Source organism: Streptococcus sp. DD10, assembly GCF_001578805.1.
In the GTDB taxonomy this organism is placed as follows: domain Bacteria; phylum Bacillota; class Bacilli; order Lactobacillales; family Streptococcaceae; genus Streptococcus.
This window is the reverse complement of the sequence record NZ_KQ969159.1, coordinates 220,537-238,149: the sequence shown is the minus strand read 5'-3', so window position 1 is coordinate 238,149 and position 17,613 is coordinate 220,537. Positions and strand designations below refer to the sequence as shown.

The window sequence follows — 17,613 nt, the reverse complement described above, 5'->3', positions numbered from 1 at the left end:
CTATTCTTCATCAATCTTGGATTTTACTTCTTCATATGAAAGAGCATGACTATCTTCTTCCTCATACTCTTCTGGCATTTTTCCAGTTTCGTAAAGAGATTTGATTTGCGCACTATCCAATGTTTCATATTTGAGAAGAGCCTCAGCAATCAATTTATGGGTGTCACGATTATTTTGGATAATATCAGCTGCTTTATTGCGAGCTTCATTTAAGAATGAACGCACTTCCTCATCAATTTCATAAGCTGTTTGTTCTGAAATAGATTTTTGAGGTGTTTGAGCACCAAACATGGCATGGTTTCCTTCATATTGGACTGGTCCGAGTTTATCACTCATTCCATATTCTGTTACCATGGCACGCGCCATCTGAGTAGCTTGTTCAAAGTCGTTAGAGGCACCTGTTGTCTGAACATTAAAGATAATTTCTTCAGCAACTCGACCACCCATGAGACCTGCTAATTGTTCCTTCATATCTTCTTTTGAAAGCAACATTTGGTCTTCTTTTGGTAGAGCAATCATATAGCCACCTGCACGACCACGTGGTACAATAGTTACCTTATGAACCACGCGTGCATTAGACAATACTAAGCCAACAATCGTATGTCCTGCTTCATGATAAGCCACCAATTCTCTTTCTTTCTGAGAAACGGTCTTATCTTTCTTCGATGGACCTGCAATGACTCGATCTTCCGCTTCATCAATATCGGATGCATCGATAACTTTTTTATTACGACGAGCAGCAACTAGGGCTGCTTCATTCAAGACATTTTCCAAATCAGCACCCACAAACCCAGGAGTTTGTTGAGCAACAAGTTTTAAATCTACATCGTCTGCTAATGGTTTATTTTTAGCATGGACTTTCAGAATAGCCTCACGACCCTTGACGTCTGGACGACCAACCAAAACTTTTCTATCAAATCGTCCTGGACGAAGAAGGGCTGGGTCGAGAACATCTGAGCGGTTGGTTGCTGCAATGACAATAATACCTTCATTACCTTCAAAACCATCCATTTCAATCAACAATTGGTTGAGAGTTTGTTCCCGCTCATCATTTCCACCACCAAGGCCTACTCCACGTTGGCGACCAACAGCATCAATCTCATCGATGAAGATGATAGCTGGCGCTGCTTTCTTAGCATCTTCAAAAAGGGAACGGACACGACTAGCACCAACTCCGACAAACATCTCGACAAAATCAGAACCAGAGATTGAGAAGAATGGAACTCCTGCTTCTCCAGCGACAGCCTTAGCAAGGAGGGTTTTACCGGTTCCTGGAGGTCCCTCAAGTAAGACACCTGCTGGAATCCGGGCACCTAGTTTGGTAAAGCGTTTTGGATCTTTAAGAAATTCAACAACTTCGACCAATTCTTGTTTTTCTTCTTCCGCACCTGCAACATCTGAAAAACGAACCTTGATATCTTCCTTGTTAGCAGTTTTGGCCTTGCTACGTCCAAAACTCATTGGATTTCGGCCACCATTGCCACCAGTCTGTCCCATTAATGAAAATAAGAAAAAGGCAAAAATTCCGAATGGAACAATCGTTGTCAAAATGCTAATCCACATTCCGCTTGAACTTTCTCGACGAACTGTAACTTCTGTTCCAGATTGACTAGCTAAGTCCTGTACTGTTGATAGACTGGTTTCAGAGGATAAAATAATACTTGTAAAACGACTTACCTTCGTCGTAGCAGGAGTAAAGAATTGTATCCCTGATTCTTCCTGAACATCCTTAGCATTTTTATAAGTACCAGAAATTTCAATAACACTCCCATTTGGTTGGTAACTAATGTCTTTCACATTACCATCGGTGATTTCCTTTGTCAACTGAGTATAATTAATTTGTTGACTACGACCTGTTACATTTCCAGCAAAAAGATACTGAAAACCTGTAACAAGAGCCACTACAATTAAGATATACAGAAAAGGATTTCGAACAAAACTGTTTCGACTATTATTATTCATCTATATAATTATTCCTTCTAATTTGAATACACTTCTTCTTTTAATACACCAATATATGGAAGATTACGATAATGCTCATCGTAGTCAAGACCATAGCCAACAACAAATTCATTTGGTATATTAAAACAAGTGTAATCAGCGTCTATTTCAACAACACGCCCTTCAGGCTTATCCAACAAAGTTGCAATTTTTACAGAAGCGGCATTTCTTTCCTTAAATAAATCTCTAAGATTCTTCAATGTTTGACCTGTATCAATAATGTCTTCAATAAAAATTACATGACGACCTGCAACATCTTGCCCTACATCTTGTTTAATATTAATTACTCCACTACTTGCTGTTCCACCATGATAACTAGAAACCACCATAAAATCAAGGTCAATATGAGTATCAATATATTTGATCAATTCTGCCATAAATGGAACAGAACCTTTCAAAACACCAATCAAGATAGGATTTTTATCTGCATATTCTGCAGTCAACTGGGCACCAAGTTTTTGAGCTGCTGCTACAATCTCATCATGGGAAATCAAAATTTTCTTAATATCTTGTTCTAACATGGTATTACCTATTCCTTTGAATATAAAGTTTACTATTTATTATATCACTTTTTTGAAACTTACTCAAATCACTAGTCACAACCCCGACAATCCCTAATATATTTCCTGATTGTTCAACAACAACAGCCTCTTCTCTTTTTTCTTTAGAAATTTTCTCATTAATAAAAAACGTCGCAATTTCTTTGTCATTCCATTATGAACTATCTTATCATGTGGTTGTCTCAAACGAAGAAGGATAGGTGTTTCACGTGAAACATGATATACCTCAACATTTTCTCCATCTATTTTGGTTCCAAAAGAAAAAAGATAATCTTTAAAACAAGACTCTTGTTTATATTGTAACAAAACTGACCTTTTTTGACTATCGGACTGCAGACTGATTTTTCTTATTTCGAATAGACTATCATTCTTATATAGTTCATATCCTGATTTCAAATGATGATGATAATACTTATTTCCTTGTAAAATATGTAAAACTTGGCTAAATTGTGATTTTGTTAGCTGTAAATCAGGAAAATTCAAGCAATATTGTTCTAATAAAACAGATTGAGTGGCTGGGCTAAAGGTATGAAATACTTTTAAATCTGTTATATTGATATTATCAGTTAATTCAGTTATACTTTGGTATAGAATGTCAATCTGTTTAGAAAAGTCAAGAATACCTTGTCGTAAACGTGGGTTTTCATGCTCTAATTTTGGCAAGTAGAGATTTCGTATTCTATTTCTAAGAAAATCTGTTCCAAAATTGGATTGATCTTCAAAATGAGTGACTTCTGGAAAAGAGGATTTATAAAAGTGTAGCAAAGGACGAATGAGCTCGCCGTTGGCAAATTTTTGTCTCTCTTTTATCCCTGTAAAATATCGTAACCGCGTCCCACGAATAAGTCGCATCAAAACAGTTTCAACTTGATCATCAGCATGATGTGCCGTCACTAAACAAGTATAATGTTTTTTTTCCATTATTGTTTGAAAAAATTGATACCGAAAATCACGGGCATTATTTTCTGAGAAATTTCCAGAAAAACTTGATGTATAACAAGCTACACCAAGTTTTTCTGCTATTTTTTTTATTTGATTTTCTTCATCATCCGATTCTTTTCTTTGCTTATGATTAATGTGTGCAATAGCAATTTCTATTTCTAACTTATTTTGAAATTGAGATAGGCATTCCAATAAAAACATCGAATCAAGCCCACCTGATACTGCTACTAAAACTCGCTGATGTTGTTCAAAATATCCTTTTTCCAAGCAAGTCGTTAGAAAATCTTCTTTTATCACTTCAGTACCTCATAAATATCCTTAGCTATTTGAGAAATTGTATCATAATCAGAGTGTTCTGTAAAAATAGAGAGAATAAATGGTGTATCTGTATAGACTACCGCAACATCGTGTTTAAAATCATAGGCATCGCCAATTTTATGGGCTACTTTTACATCTATATCTTTAGAAATTCTCTGATTATCAAATTGTGTTTCTAACATAGAATCGAGTACGAACCCACCTTGATGATATAGTGCTTCCATCACATAGGAAGCCATGCGAGTAGAAGCATCACGCTCTTCTACATCCCAATGTCTTCCTGCTAATTGATCAATTGTTCGGTGAAATCTCTCATCAGATTGATTAGCTAAATAATAACCTAATAAATTACTTCCAACATTATCCGATTCTTTTGCGGTGCGACTAATGACGTCCTCTACACTATAGTCCTTATTATCCGCATCTTTAGGTAAGCTTCCAGTTCCTGCTGTTTCGTAAGCCCCTGAAAAATCATTTACCTCCTCTTTATATCTTAAAGGAGAACGAAGAGAATAATTTCCCTCATTTATCATTTTTTGACTATAGTATAGGTAAAGAAGTTTAGTAATACTTGCAGAGTACATTTCTTTATCTTCGTTTACACCAGCTGTCAAGTCATTGTCAATTTGTTTCACAAAGATAGAGAGGTTTTCTCTTTGATACTTACTAGTTAATAGCTCTTGAACTTTGTCTATCCTATTATCAGTATCACTTATAAATTCAGTGCTAATCCAGCCTATACCATCAATATAAGCAAAATCACCTTGATTGGTTTTACTTACTTGACTAATCGTTACTTTACTGTAGCTTGTCAATTTACTGGATACCTCTTTGACGTTATTTACAAGTGGTTTTTCATAAAGTTTAAAACCTTTCTTAATCCAAACGGTTTTATTAACTACTTCATTAGACAATACTACATCATCAAAAACAAATCTCTTATCCGCCACTATAAAGTTATTATCTTTTAATTTAAAAATTGGAATCCCTTGTTGATTGACACGGAGTTCTGTAATTTCAAAAGAAGTATTGGGTAATAATTTCCCTGAAGGAAGAGTTAAATCTGCATTTTTATAAGTTACTAATTCTTGGTAAACATTAGGATTTTTTAAAACGTGATTATAGAATAAATCTTGATTAGAAGTTGTCAATACATGCTCTTGTTCCTTGGTCAATCCCTGTTCAGTACTAATGACTGTTTGAGTTGTTAATAACCCTGATAAAGAAAGTAGAAGGAAGAAATACTTACGCATGCTCTGACTGACTCCTTTCTGTTAATTTTAATTCTTGATTTTTTACAGCTAATTCCTTAAGTTTTTCATCCGAATAAGCAAGAAATTGTTCAATTGTAGTTAGTAAATTTTCCATTTTATTGGGGTAATATATTGGGAGCATTGTAAATATACTCCCCCTCCTTAGAATAAAAATATTTAGCTCTTGCATATTTAGCTGCATAGTCATCGTCTTTCAACTTATTTGCTAAATCTGACTGAGCTTTTTCTCTCTCCTCTAATTGTTTGTATTCCTTTTTAAGTTGACTTAACTGTTCTCTTCTTTTGATTAACAACTTATAAGACTCCATCAAATTATATGTAGGGAGAATAAAAAGAAGGATAACTAGAATAAGAACCCAAGCCATAAACCGATTTTTTCTCCGAACTTCTTCAGCTAAAAATTTACGTCGTTGTCCTTCACCTCTAATATATTGATTTTCTATCTGAACAATATTCTTAGACATCTTCTTCTACCCTTGTTTCACTAATGATTTCATACATCTTGTTTGCATCTTCTTTTTTAGTAGAGTCTTTCATTTCCAAGACGCGAACCACTAATAATTTATTTCCAAAGCGAATTTCAATTTCATCGTTAACTTTTAAGTCTGTGGAAGATTTAGCCATAATACCGTTAACTTTTATTCTTCCCTTATCTGCTACTTCCTTAGCTACTGTTCGACGCTTTATAATACGTGATACTTTCATAAATTTATCTAATCTCATAGTACACCTCACAATCCTTATTATTCTATCATTTTTTTTAAAAAATAGCAGTTATAGATTGTATTTGTCAATAGAATGTAACAAAAAGAAAGTTGGTAAAAAACTCAATTAAACAGAGGTCTTTTTCCCAACCCAGAAAGGTAACACAAACAGCGACTACCATTCTTTGTCACGGTTTATTGCCAAATAGCTTTTATGGCATAAAACGCTCAGGGTCCTAATTTTTTATAGGAAACTTTGATACGATCAACTCCACACCTCCCGTATAGACGATTACTTTCATGAGTTAGATACAAATTTTATGAAGCATCTTTATTTTTTCTAATCTTAATTTCAAGCATCTGTTCTCCAAATTGAACTAAGGCTTCCAAAATTTCAAAATCCTTTTTATTCTTAGTCGTAAAGATGATTTCCATAAGACCTTTATTTTCACTAATGCGAGCCTGTAAACTTGTTTTTGATAAACCTTCAAAATAATCTTGGGTCAAGAAAAATTGTTGAGCTATTTTTTCAAATCGAACACTCATCCATTCATTTTTCTTTTCTACACGAGACACAAAAATTTTATTTAGAAAAGCTTTAGCCAACCCTATCTCTAATAGATAGGCAACGACATCAGGATATTCCCCGAAGCGATCCACCAATTCATCCTGAAGTTCAGTATAAGAGTCCCTATTATCTAATTCTCTTATCCTCTTGTAAATCTCAATTTTTTGTCTCTCATCATTTATATACTCACTCGGTAAATAAGCATCAATTTGTAGATTTAACTCAGTATTTGATTGAGTACGTATAGTATTCTTACCTTGTTTTCTTGCGATTGTTTCTTCTAACAACTGCGAATACATCTCAAAACCGACTGAATCAATAAAGCCAGATTGAGAACTACCTAAAATATTTCCTGCACCTCGTATAGACAAGTCTCGCATAGCGATCTTAAATCCTGAACCAAGCTCTGTAAAGCCTTTTATTGCGTCTAAACGTTTTTCTGAAATTTCATTTAACGATTTATCTGGTCGATACATAAGATAAGCATAAGCAATCCGACTACTGCGTCCCACACGTCCTCTTAATTGATATAAGGTTGACAAGCCCATATGATCTGCATTTTCAATAAATAGGGTATTAGCATTTGGAATATCTACTCCTGTCTCGATAATAGTTGTGGTTACAAGAACATCATAGACACCGTTTATAAAATCAAGTAAAGTATTTTCCAATCGAACTTCCGTCATTTGTCCATGAACAAACCCAATATTTGCCTCCGGTACCAAGTCTTGTAATTCCGATACTTTACTTTCTATAGTGTCAACTTTATTGTAAAGGTAGTAAATCTGTCCATTTCGATCAATTTCTCGTAAAATTGCATCCCGAATAACAGCTGCATTTTTTTCTAAAACATAAGTTTGAACTGGATAACGATTAGTTGGTGGTGTTTCAATAACAGATAAGTCTCGAATTCCTAACATAGACATATGCAAAGTTCTAGGAATTGGAGTTGCAGTCAAAGTTAACACATCAACTTTTGTTTTCAATTCTTTTAACTTTTCTTTATGTCGCACACCAAAGCGTTGTTCTTCATCAATAACAATCAAACCCAAGTCTGCAAATTCGACATCTTTTGATAACAAGCGGTGCGTTCCAATAATGATATCAACTTGTCCTTTTTTAACTTGTTTAATCGTTTCTACCTGTTCAACTTTAGTTCTAAAACGACTTAAGATATCTATGTTTACAGCAAAATCTGAAAATCTCTCTTTAAAGTTTACAAAATGCTGTTGTGCTAAAACTGTTGTCGGTACTAAAATCGCTACTTGTTTGTGATCATTAACTGCCTTGAAAGCTGCACGCATAGCAACTTCAGTTTTACCAAATCCAACATCTCCCACCAATAGCCTATCCATGGGAGTCTCTTTTTCCATATCTTTCTTAATTTCCTCTATCGAGCGTAATTGGTCTTCTGTCTCTACATACATAAAAGCATTATCAAAATCCTCTTGATTTTGGTCGTCAGGTGAAAATGCAAAACCTTTCAAGAGACTTCTTTCTGCATATAATTTCAACAAATCATCAGCGATATCTTCAACTTGTTTAACAACTTTTTGCTTTGTTTTTTGAAATCGCCCATCATTCAATTTATTAATTTTAGGGATTTTTCCATCTGAAGCCACATATTTTGATAGAAGTTGAATTTGCTCTACAGGAATTGAAATTCGATCAGAGTTTTGATATTGTACTGTTAAATAATCTCTATGGATTCCTGAAATCTCTAGCGTTTCAAGTCCTAGATACTGACCAATTCCATGAACATTATGAACAACAAAATCTCCCTTTTCAAGCTCACTATAGTCTTTTATTCTTTCAGCATTACTAATGTTTTGCCTACGAACTCGTCGTCGCATTTTTTTTGAAAAATTTCTCTTTCTGTAATCAAGACAAATTTTTCATCGACAAATTGGAAACCTTGAGAAAAATGGCCAACTTGAGCTACTACTTTTATATTTTTTTCCAGAGTGGACTGTAAATCAAAATCATAATCCTGTAAATTTTTCTGTAAAGATTGTAAAGCATTTTCTGTCGTAACCTGAATCACAATCTTATAATTAAGCTTTTCAAAACGCTTGATTTCATCAATCATCATTGGAAGTTGGCTAAAAAATTCCTGCATGGAATGTTGGTTAAACTGATATAAATGATCAAACTTTAAGTTCCCTAATCCTCTATGAAAGTTTGAAAAAAAGGTCGAGGGTTTATGTTGACGATAATCTATATAATTATTTGCAAAGTAAACTAAGTTAGGTAAGGATTTACTATTTTGTAAATCAATTGTCAACATGTCAGCAACTTCCAGCTCAAAACTAGCATGTTTCTCCATAATTCGTTGAAAATCGTCAATAAAAAGCAAATCCGCTCTTGAAAGATAATTTAAAATTGTCCATTCCTTTTCATAGGCAAGGGAAAGGAATTTTCTTACATCTGAGTGAAGATGTTTTTTTTCAGTTTCAAATAAAATTTCTGACAAGTATGATTTCTGTAACTCATTTTGGGATATACTTACTGCTTCATTCAATCGTTTCTCTAGGATAGAAAACTCTTTTTCAGAGAGCAAGATATCACTTGCTGGTGATATAACTACTGAAGAAACCGTTTCTATAGATGTTTGGGAAACTGTATCAAATACTCTAATTCCGTCGAGTTCGTCTCCAAAAAATTCTACTCTAATTGGGTTTTGAGAATTAATATCAAAAATATCAATAATATCTCCTCGATGACTGAATTCACCTTGTTTTGTCACTCTTGAAACTTTATCATATCCCATATGCATCAAACTTGTCACAAGATGCTCCAAGACAAATTCTTGACCAATCGTGAACGATACATGAATTTTTTTAAAATATTCAGGATTTGGAAGTAATAATCGGCTACCTGAAAGATTAACAAGTAAAATCCCAGCACTTTCTGACAGAAGAAATTGGAGGGATTTCAAGCGATTATATACTTTCTCTTGAGAAGAAAAAGCAAATTCAGCTAAAGGTGTATCATCTGCAAAAAAAGTGAATACTTTTTCCTCACCAAGAATTTCAATTAAATCACTGGCTAATTTTTCTGCATCAGTTTGCGTTGCTGTTAAAACAACTACTTTATGTCCCTCTTCAACAGCTGTTGCCATAGCTATCGCCTTAGCAGTCCCCGAAAAACCTAGTACCAATTGACGATTTTTTTTATGACAGTTTGCTAACCACTCTTGTATTTTTTGTTTTGAGAAAAAATTTCTAAACTATTCATACCTTAACCATTTACTCTTTGCATCAATTTTTCAATCGATTCCCCTTCTAAATACCTTATAACTGTATCTTCTACTTTAACTAGAGTATTGAGGATAGTAATATAATCATTCTGTTCAAATTTTCCTAGAACATGATGAACGACTGACATGCCATTCTTAGGTCGTCCAATTCCGATTTTAACACGATTGAAGACCTGAGTACCTATATGTTGAATTATAGACTTAATGCCATTATGACCACCAGCCGATCCCTTTGCTCTTAAACGAATCTTTCCAACTTCCATGTCAAGATCATCGTAAATAATGAGTAAATCTTCAATATCCAAACCATAGTAAGTCAATAAAGCATGAACCGCTTTTCCACTTTCATTCATAAAGGTCGTTGGTTTGACAAGATAAATTTTTTCACCATTGAGGAAAAAAGATGCTAGGTCAGCTTGAAATATCTTATCGTGTGTAAAGGCGACATTCTGTTTTTTCGCTAGTTGGTCAATCAACATAAATCCAACATTGTGCTTAGTTTCAAAATATTTATCCCCTGGATTTCCTAATCCAACAAGCAATTTGGTCATTTATTTTTCCTTTCAAAAGCCAAAAGGGTTGGAATTTTTTCCAACCTAATTGACACTATTTATTAAATGTTATTAAACGTTAAAGCGGAATTCCATGATATCGCCATCTTGAACGATATACTCTTTACCTTCTTCACGCAAGCGTCCAGCTTCTTTCACAGCCTTTTCAGATCCATATTTCACTAGATCCTCATATGACATGGTTACTGCACGAATAAAGCCTTTTTCAAAGTCTGAGTGGATAATACCAGCTGCTTGAGGAGCTTTCATACCACGTTTAAAGGTCCAAGCGCGAACTTCTTTTTCACCAGCTGTAAAGTAAGTTCCAAGTCCAAGTAAGTGGTAAGCTGCACGAGTCAACTTGTCAACGCCTGATTCTGTCAAGCCAAGTGCTTCAAGAAATTCTTGCTTATCTTCATCGTCTAACTCAGAAATTTCTTCCTCAGCACGCGCAGAAATAACTACCACCTCAGCATTTTCTGTCGCTGCGAATTCACGAATTTGCTTCACATATTCGATAGAATCTGGGTCTCCAACAACATCCTCATCCACATTAGCAACATAAAGAACTGGTTTAGTAGTCAAAAGGAAGAGACCTTTAACAACCTTTTGTTCCTCATCTGTAAATTCAATAGTGCGAGCTGATTTTCCATCTTCAAGGACTGGTTTAATCTTTTGAAGAACGTTAAACTCTGCTACTGATTCTTTATCTTTTTGCGTACGTGCCATCTTTTCTACACGCGCATAGCGTTTATTAACTGATTCTAAGTCAGCAAGAATCAACTCCAGGTTAATGGTATCAATATCTGCAAGTGGATCCACAAAGGCGTCTTCACGTCCTTGCTCGCGCATCACATTTTCATCATCAAAAGCACGAACTACATGAACAATCGCGTCTACTTCACGGATATTGGCCAAGAATTTATTCCCTAGCCCTTCTCCTTTTGAAGCTCCTTTTACAATCCCTGCAATATCTGTAAATTCAAATGTTGTTGGCACTGTCTTTTTAGGTGTGATCATTTCAGTCAATTTTTGGAGGCGTTCATCAGGAACCTCAACCATTCCAACGTTTGGATCAATAGTCGCAAATGGGTAGTTTGCTGCCTCTGCTCCTGCTTTTGTAATTGCATTAAAAAGGGTTGATTTGCCCACATTTGGTAAACCAACAATACCTGCTGTTAAAGCCATAGTTTCTCTTTCTCCGTTCACGTTTCAATCCCTAATATTATAACACAAAAAGGGAAAACTTGCTAACCCTCGTAACTAAGAGCTATTATTCAATAATCTTATTCATTTTTCGTTCAAAATCATAACGACTCATCATAACCACATGATCACAATTGCTGCATTTGATTTTAATATCTGCTCCTACACGAGTAATTTCCCAACGATTAGCTTTTTTGCCTGTTGATTTAATCACACAAGCATGTGGTTTTTTCATTTCAACAAAATTTCCAATTTGATACACTTTATTTCCTTTCCCTACTTTAATAAATTATTTTTCCATAAGATAAAAGAGGTTAGAAAGAATCTACCTCTTTTAAGGTTCTAATTCGTTCTAACCGGAGTGATTAATTGGATAAAGTCTTCTTCATTCTCACTTGGTACTAAAGTAAATGGTCGAACTGGTGAAATAAAGCTAATTGCAACTTTTTCACTTGAAAGAGCCTTTAAGGCATCAATCAAATAGGTTGGGTTGAAACTAATACTTAAATCTTCTCCATTTACTTGTTCTGTATCAATTTCTTCATTTACTCGTCCAACTTCAGGTGAATGCACATGGGCGCTAACAATCCCTGTTGTAATTTCAAGTTTAACAGTACCATTTTGTGTAGCATTTGACAAAAGACGCGCTCTTTCCATTGCTTGACGAAGTTTGGATACATTAAAAATCACTTCTGTATGAAATTCTCTCGGAATCAAACGATCTGTATCTGGATAATTACCTTCTAAAAGACGTGTATAGAAGCTTATATTTTCGCTTCTAAAAAGAATTTGATTATTAGCGAAGAATATCTCAACTGATTCGATATCCTCTGTAAAAACAGCTGAAAATTCGCGTAGAGACCGACTTGGGATCACAACATCAAAATTATCTCCAGCTTTTTTCAGTTGAATCTTTTTTTGACTCATTCTATGAGAGTCTGTTGCAACTGTTTTTAATTCTTGATGTTCAGTTAAAACAAAATGTACTCCAGTTAAAATAGGGCGACTTTCTTGTGTACTAGCTGCGAATGCTGTTTCATTAATCAATGTTTTTAATACTTTGGTTTCAAGATGTAACGGATTTGTTGCAGGTACTTCTTGGATACGAGGATATTGTTCAACATTTTTTCCCTTTAGAGTAATCTCAGATTTACCACTTGTTAAAACAATTTGATATTGCTCAATTTCTTTAAAATCAAGGGTAACTTCAGGAAGACTAGAAACGATATTAATAAAGAAATTAGCTTCTAAAAGAATGGAGCCTAAAGAATGAATGAGTAAACCTGCATTTTCATTTTCTATAGAAATAAAATTTTCAATCGAGATTTGTCCATTTGAACCAATTAAGGTAATTCCTTCATTAGTTACATCAATTTTAATTGTGGATAAAATTGGAATAGCATTTTTACTTGAAATAGCTCTTTTAGTAGTATTTAAAGCTTGTAGAAATAAATTAGTATTAATTGAAAAATGAATCATGGATTCCCCTTTTATTATTAATAGTATTATTAGAGTGTTAGTAGTAGTAGGCTCTGTGGATAATGTGGAAATTGAAGTTCAGACCATGGTGCTCTAAGAAAAAAGAATGTGAGTAACCTTGTGGATAAAAGTTAAAACTTATCCACAAGGTTACTTTATTTTTGCTTTAATGGCATCAATTTCCCTAGCAAGGTTTTCATCATTTTTTAAAGCAGATTTTACTTTTGTATGAGCATGAATAACAGTCGTGTGATCTTTTCCTCCAAAAGCTCTTCCAATTTTGGGTAGACTGTTATCTGTCAACTCACGCGCTAGGTACATAGCAATCTGACGCGCTTGAACAATGTGTTGTAGCCTTCTGCTCCCCTGCATCTCTTTGATGCTTACACCATAAAAGTTTCCAACTTCTGATTGAATTCGTTCAATTGGAATAATTTTTACTAAGGTCGCATCTTGTTTTCTAGATCGAATTGCTTGTGCTGCTACTTCAATTGTAATTTCTTTTATATTCTGAAAACTAGCGAGAAGGTTAATATCTTTGAGAGCACCTTCTAATTCTCTGACATTGGAATCAAATTGTCCTGCTAAGTATTCAATAGTCTCATTTGGAAAATGAAGAGCAAACTCTTGAATTTTATTTCTTAAGATGGCGATTCGAGTTTCAAAATCTGGAGGTGTGATATCTTGAGTTAATCCCCACTTAAATCTCGTAACAAGACGCTCTTCCAGTCCTTCCAATTGATCAGGAGTTCGATCGCTGGTTAGAACAATTTGTTTATTATCTGCATATAAGGCATTGAAAGTGTTAAAAAATTCTTCTTGGGTTGATTCTTTTTTACGAATTGCTTGAATATCATCAATCAAGAGCAAATCTAAATTTCGATAGGTTTCTTTAAAAAGGTCGGTAGTATGAAGTCTGAGACTTTCAATCCATTCGTTAATGAAAGAATCTGCTGAGACGTATTTTATTCGTGCTTGAGGGAAGTTAGTTTGAATTTCATTTCCGATAGCGTTGATTAGATGTGTTTTTCCTAATCCAGGACCTCCGTAAATAAAGAGTGGATTATATGATCCACCTGGGTTTTCTGAGACAGCTAGAGCGGCCGCCTTAGCCCATTGATTTCCAGGACCTTGTACAAAGTTGTCTAGGGTGTATTTTGATTTTAAACCGGTTTGTTCAGTTTGTACTGGAGCTTTTTTGTTTGAAGTAGTTTCAATAGAATGGTTGGAAGATTGAACTTCATAGACGGCTTCAATTTTTTCAAAAATATAATGGGCTAGAATTTGCCGTCCATAGATTTCAAAACCAGCAGTTAAGACAATATCTCCTAAATTACGATCCCAATAAAGGGCTTTACTTTCGTTATCTAAGAAAATAGTAGCCGTATCTCCCTCTACTTTGATAAGTTGAGCATCACTGACAAAAAACTCAAAGGCAGCTTGTTGATTTTGTTTTTTTAGTATTTTTTCTTCTGCTAACTCAAGGATACGGCTCCAGAATTGCTTATCTTGTTGACTCATTTCCCCCTCCTTTTCATTTAATGTAAGCCTCTCTTAATGATTCTACCATAAAAGGAGTCAGTTTTCCACAAGTAAATAAAAATAATTCACATTTTGGATAAGAGTTTTCCACAACTTGTGAATAAAAAAGGAAAGCCTTAGAAAACAAGCTTTCCTGGAAAGAAATAGTGTGGACAATCCTGTTGATTAAAACAAATAAATCCACATTATTATTTGAAACTGTTGATAATTCTGTTAAGTTCTTCTAGGGATTCAAATTCAATCTGTAAAATTCCTTTTTTTCCATCACTGCTCTTTAGATGAACTTTGAGTCCTAATTGTTTTTTTAGCTCCTCTTCTATTGATTCTTGAAAAATATCTTTTTTAGAATAGTTTTTTTCTTTTCTTTTTGCTCTTGGTTAATTCCTCTAGACGACGAACGGATAGTTCTTCATGTAAGATTCGCTGCAACCATTCTTCTTGTTCTTTTGGAGAAAATGAGACTAAAAGACGTGCATGAGCTTGAGAAATCGTTTGGTTTATAACGGACTGTTGAATAGACAAACTTAATTGAAGTAGGCGTAAGCTATTACTGATATAGGGACGAGATTTTCCGATAGATTTTGCCAGTTCTTCATGAGTCATACCTCTATTTACTAAAGTTTGATAAGATTTTGCTTCTTCAATAGGATTGAGGTTATCTCTTTGAAGGTTTTCAATAATAGATTGTAACATCATTTCTTGGTCTGTCAATTCTTTGACAATAGCTGGAATAAGCTGTAAACCAGCCAATCGAGAAGCTCTAAGTCTTCGTTCTCCTGCTAATAATTCATAACCAAGAATTGTTGATTTTCTAACGATGATGGGTTGAATCAAACCATTTTGTTTGATAGATTCTGCTAATTCTGTCAACTTATCGGAGGAGAATTCAAGTCTAGGTTGATAAGGGTTGACACTAATGTCATCTATGGGAAGGTGTATTAATTTTTCCATCTTTATATAGAATAACACACCTTTACTGAATTGTAAAGATGTGTCAATTTATTTTATTCAGTTGATAAATCTTGCGATGATTTTGTTAATTTTATTGTTGTAGATTCTTCTTTACCATTGCGATAAAAGGTGATGTTAATTTCATCGTTTAGTTGATGTTTGTAAAGGGCAGATTGCAAATCACTTGTTGACAATATTTCGGTATCGTCAACTTTAGTAATCACATCATATTGCTTTAGTTTACCATCAGCAGGCATATTTTCTTGAACAGATCGAACAACTACTCCACCTTTTAGTGTTGATGGGATGTTTAATCTACTGATATCTGAACTAGATAAGTTTGCTAAGTTTATCATTTGAATACCTAGAGCTGGGCGTGATACGCTTCCATTTTCCTCTAGTTGTGAGATGATATTAACAACATCATTTGAAGGTATGGCAAATCCCATTCCTTCGACTGCTACTCCAGAACTACGGCTAACAGATATTTTGCTAGATGTGATTCCTATTACTTGTCCTTGTATATTAATGAGAGGACCACCTGAATTTCCTGGATTAATTGCTGCGTCTGTTTGAATGGCATTCGTTGAAACAGCTCGTCCATCTTCGGTTGTTAAGCTAACATTTCGACTAAGACTAGATACGATTCCTTGGGTTACAGAATTTGCATATTCGGTCCCTAGAGGACTACCAATAGCAATTGCAGTTTCTCCAACGTTTACTTTACTTGAATCAGCAAATTCAGCAACAGCAGGTGCTTTATCAGCAGGAATACGAACAACTGCTAGATCAGAGTAAGTGTCGGCTCCAACTAGTTCTCCGGCAACTTTTGTTCCATCGGATAATTGAATATCAAGTGATTGAGCACCGTCTACAACATGGTTATTGGTGGCAATATAGGCATACTGCTTATCTTTCTTATAAATAACTCCTGAACCTTCTCCTGAGATAGACTCTTCATTATCAAGGCTAGAACTACTACCTTCTGTTTGAGAGTAATTAATAACAGATACAACAGCATCCTGAACTTTTTTTACAGCTTCAGTTGTGGAGTTTGAGTTTGAATAAGATACAGTTTTTGTGTTATTTTGTCCACTGATAACAGAGCTGTCTTGTTGTTGAGTTAAGAGGAGAGCACCTAATAACCCCCCGATAAATCCAATAATCAGCACAAATAAAGGTTGTACATATTTTTTCATGATTTTCCTCCTTTTAATATAACTATAATCCTAAAAACTTAATCTTAACTTAAAGAATAAAGTTATCCACAATTTGTGGATAACTTTATGAAAACTGTTCATTTATGAAGATAAGAGTACTCTAAAACTGTGAATAACATGTGAAAAATTTGGGGATATGATATAATGAAATCATGAAAATAAAATTAGTTACAGTTGGAAAACTGAAAGAAAAATATTTAAAAGACGGGATTGCCGAATACAGTAAACGACTTAGTCGCTTTACCAAATTTGAAATAGTGGAGTTATTAGATGAAAAAACACCTGACCGAGCTAGTCAGGCTGAAAATCAGAAAATTATGAAAAAAGAGGCTGAGCGTATTTTAGCTAAAATTTCAGATCGCGAGTTTGTCATTGTTTTAGCTATTGAAGGAGAACAGTTTCCTTCTGAAAAATTTAGCCAGATTTTGGCAGAAACGACTATTAAAGGTTACTCAAATATTACTTTTATTATAGGAGGCAGTTTAGGACTTGATTTAGCAGTAAAAAAACGTGCTAATCTTCTTATGAGTTTTGGGAAAATCACACTTCCTCACCAGCTTATGCGCTTGGTCTTGGTTGAGCAAATCTATCGTGCCTTTATGATTCAACAAGGAAGCCCCTATCATAAGTAATCATTGACGAATCTGTCATTTTTTGGTAGAATAAGAGAGTATTGGTCTCATAGCTCAGCTGGATAGAGCATTCGCCTTCTAAGCGAACGGTCGCAGGTTCGAATCCTGCTGGGATCAAAGTGGCTCTTTGTCAACTGTAGTGGGTTGAAGAAAAGCTAAGATCGAGAAAGGACGAATTTCGTCCTTTCTTTTTTGATGTTTAGAGCGATAAAAATCCGTTTTTGAAGTTTTCAAAGTTCCGAAAACCAAAGGCATTGCGTTTGATGAGTTTAATGAGATTATTGGTTGCCTCCAACTTGGCGTTAGAATAGGGTAGTTGAAGAGCGTTGACAATTTTCTCTTTATCTTTGAGGAAGGTTTTAAAGACAGTCTGAAAAAGAGGATGAACCTGTTTTAGATTGTCCTC

13 protein-coding genes, 1 tRNA gene and 4 pseudogenes are annotated in these 17,613 nt (G+C 34.6%); 2 read left to right on the top strand and 16 right to left on the bottom strand.

Annotation, left to right across the window (positions count from 1 at the left end):
* From ftsH to STRDD10_RS05355, 15 genes and pseudogenes are all read right to left on the bottom strand, one after another.
* Positions 1-1,962, bottom strand: a complete 1,962-nt coding sequence (gene ftsH / locus STRDD10_RS05420) for an ATP-dependent zinc metalloprotease FtsH (RefSeq protein WP_067193749.1) — start codon at positions 1,960-1,962, stop codon at positions 1-3.
* A gap of 17 nt (positions 1,963-1,979) precedes the next feature.
* Positions 1,980-2,522, bottom strand: a complete 543-nt coding sequence (gene hpt, locus STRDD10_RS05415; RefSeq protein ID WP_067193748.1) for a hypoxanthine phosphoribosyltransferase — start codon at positions 2,520-2,522, stop codon at positions 1,980-1,982.
* Positions 2,523-2,526: 4 nt separating this feature from the next.
* A pseudogene (gene tilS / locus STRDD10_RS05410) lies at positions 2,527-3,800 on the bottom strand (tRNA lysidine(34) synthetase TilS).
* Complete coding sequence (locus tag STRDD10_RS05405) at positions 3,797-5,074, bottom strand: serine hydrolase (RefSeq protein ID WP_067193746.1); 1,278 nt, start codon at positions 5,072-5,074, stop codon at positions 3,797-3,799. The pseudogene tilS and the gene STRDD10_RS05405 overlap by 4 nt, the downstream one beginning before the upstream one ends.
* Positions 5,067-5,189 carry an SP_0009 family protein gene (locus STRDD10_RS11125; protein ID WP_269450116.1) on the bottom strand — a complete coding sequence of 41 codons (123 nt, stop codon included), beginning with the start codon at positions 5,187-5,189 and terminating at the stop codon, positions 5,067-5,069. The genes STRDD10_RS05405 and STRDD10_RS11125 overlap by 8 nt, the downstream gene beginning before the upstream one ends.
* A 1-nt stretch (position 5,190) precedes the next feature.
* A complete protein-coding gene (locus STRDD10_RS05400) occupies positions 5,191-5,559 on the bottom strand; it encodes a septum formation initiator family protein (RefSeq protein ID WP_067193744.1) in 369 nt (122 codons plus the stop codon).
* Positions 5,552-5,818: an RNA-binding S4 domain-containing protein gene (locus STRDD10_RS05395; RefSeq protein WP_067193743.1), complete on the bottom strand. Its 267-nt coding sequence runs from the start codon at positions 5,816-5,818 to the stop codon at positions 5,552-5,554. The genes STRDD10_RS05400 and STRDD10_RS05395 overlap by 8 nt, the downstream gene beginning before the upstream one ends.
* Before the next feature lie 299 nt (positions 5,819-6,117).
* Positions 6,118-9,604: pseudogene (mfd, locus tag STRDD10_RS05390) on the bottom strand (transcription-repair coupling factor).
* 3 nt (positions 9,605-9,607) lie between these two features.
* Positions 9,608-10,177: an aminoacyl-tRNA hydrolase gene (gene pth / locus STRDD10_RS05385; RefSeq protein ID WP_067193741.1), complete on the bottom strand. Its 570-nt coding sequence runs from the start codon at positions 10,175-10,177 to the stop codon at positions 9,608-9,610.
* A gap of 72 nt (positions 10,178-10,249) precedes the next feature.
* Entirely contained in the window at positions 10,250-11,365 is a 1,116-nt protein-coding gene (gene ychF / locus STRDD10_RS05380) for a redox-regulated ATPase YchF (RefSeq protein WP_067193739.1), read from the bottom strand.
* 85 nt (positions 11,366-11,450) lie between these two features.
* Positions 11,451-11,645 (bottom strand): DUF951 domain-containing protein, encoded by a 195-nt coding sequence (locus tag STRDD10_RS05375; RefSeq protein WP_067193737.1) that lies wholly within the window; start codon positions 11,643-11,645, stop codon positions 11,451-11,453.
* 80 nt (positions 11,646-11,725) lie between these two features.
* Positions 11,726-12,862, bottom strand: a complete 1,137-nt coding sequence (gene dnaN, locus STRDD10_RS05370) for a DNA polymerase III subunit beta (protein WP_067193735.1) — start codon at positions 12,860-12,862, stop codon at positions 11,726-11,728.
* Positions 12,863-13,012: 150 nt separating this feature from the next.
* Positions 13,013-14,383 carry a chromosomal replication initiator protein DnaA gene (dnaA, locus tag STRDD10_RS05365; RefSeq protein ID WP_067193734.1) on the bottom strand — a complete coding sequence of 457 codons (1,371 nt, stop codon included), beginning with the start codon at positions 14,381-14,383 and terminating at the stop codon, positions 13,013-13,015.
* A 209-nt stretch (positions 14,384-14,592) separates the two neighbouring features.
* Positions 14,593-15,355: pseudogene (locus STRDD10_RS05360) on the bottom strand (ParB/RepB/Spo0J family partition protein).
* A gap of 53 nt (positions 15,356-15,408) precedes the next feature.
* Positions 15,409-16,554, bottom strand: a complete 1,146-nt coding sequence (locus STRDD10_RS05355; RefSeq protein ID WP_067193732.1) for a S1C family serine protease — start codon at positions 16,552-16,554, stop codon at positions 15,409-15,411.
* 173 nt (positions 16,555-16,727) lie between these two features.
* Between STRDD10_RS05355 and rlmH the strand changes: the two genes are divergently transcribed.
* Together rlmH and STRDD10_RS05345 are read left to right on the top strand one after the other, a co-directional pair.
* A complete protein-coding gene (rlmH, locus tag STRDD10_RS05350) occupies positions 16,728-17,207 on the top strand; it encodes a 23S rRNA (pseudouridine(1915)-N(3))-methyltransferase RlmH (RefSeq protein ID WP_067193730.1) in 480 nt (159 codons plus the stop codon).
* Positions 17,208-17,250: 43 nt separating this feature from the next.
* Positions 17,251-17,324: transfer RNA gene (locus STRDD10_RS05345), tRNA-Arg, on the top strand.
* A gap of 38 nt (positions 17,325-17,362) precedes the next feature.
* On the opposite strand, the pseudogene STRDD10_RS11545 reads toward STRDD10_RS05345, so the two are convergent.
* Positions 17,363-17,613: pseudogene (locus tag STRDD10_RS11545) on the bottom strand (transposase); the annotation flags it as partial.

Bases quoted from the DNA above. Each gene is read 5' to 3' on its own strand.
- ftsH (WP_067193749.1), bottom strand. From the start codon at position 1,962: ATGAATAATAATAGTCGAAACAGTTTTGTTCGAAATCCTTTTCTGTAT.
- hpt (WP_067193748.1), bottom strand. From the start codon at position 2,522: ATGTTAGAACAAGATATTAAGAAAATTTTGATTTCCCATGATGAGATT.
- STRDD10_RS05405 (WP_067193746.1), bottom strand. From the start codon at position 5,074: ATGCGTAAGTATTTCTTCCTTCTACTTTCTTTATCAGGGTTATTAACA.
- STRDD10_RS11125 (WP_269450116.1), bottom strand. From the start codon at position 5,189: ATGGAAAATTTACTAACTACAATTGAACAATTTCTTGCTTATTCGGAT.
- STRDD10_RS05400 (WP_067193744.1), bottom strand. From the start codon at position 5,559: ATGTCTAAGAATATTGTTCAGATAGAAAATCAATATATTAGAGGTGAA.
- STRDD10_RS05395 (WP_067193743.1), bottom strand. From the start codon at position 5,818: ATGAGATTAGATAAATTTATGAAAGTATCACGTATTATAAAGCGTCGA.
- pth (WP_067193741.1), bottom strand. From the start codon at position 10,177: ATGACCAAATTGCTTGTTGGATTAGGAAATCCAGGGGATAAATATTTT.
- ychF (WP_067193739.1), bottom strand. From the start codon at position 11,365: ATGGCTTTAACAGCAGGTATTGTTGGTTTACCAAATGTGGGCAAATCA.
- dnaN (WP_067193735.1), bottom strand. From the start codon at position 12,862: ATGATTCATTTTTCAATTAATACTAATTTATTTCTACAAGCTTTAAAT.
- dnaA (WP_067193734.1), bottom strand. From the start codon at position 14,383: ATGAGTCAACAAGATAAGCAATTCTGGAGCCGTATCCTTGAGTTAGCA.
- STRDD10_RS05355 (WP_067193732.1), bottom strand. From the start codon at position 16,554: ATGAAAAAATATGTACAACCTTTATTTGTGCTGATTATTGGATTTATC.
- rlmH (WP_067193730.1), top strand. From the start codon at position 16,728: ATGAAAATAAAATTAGTTACAGTTGGAAAACTGAAAGAAAAATATTTA.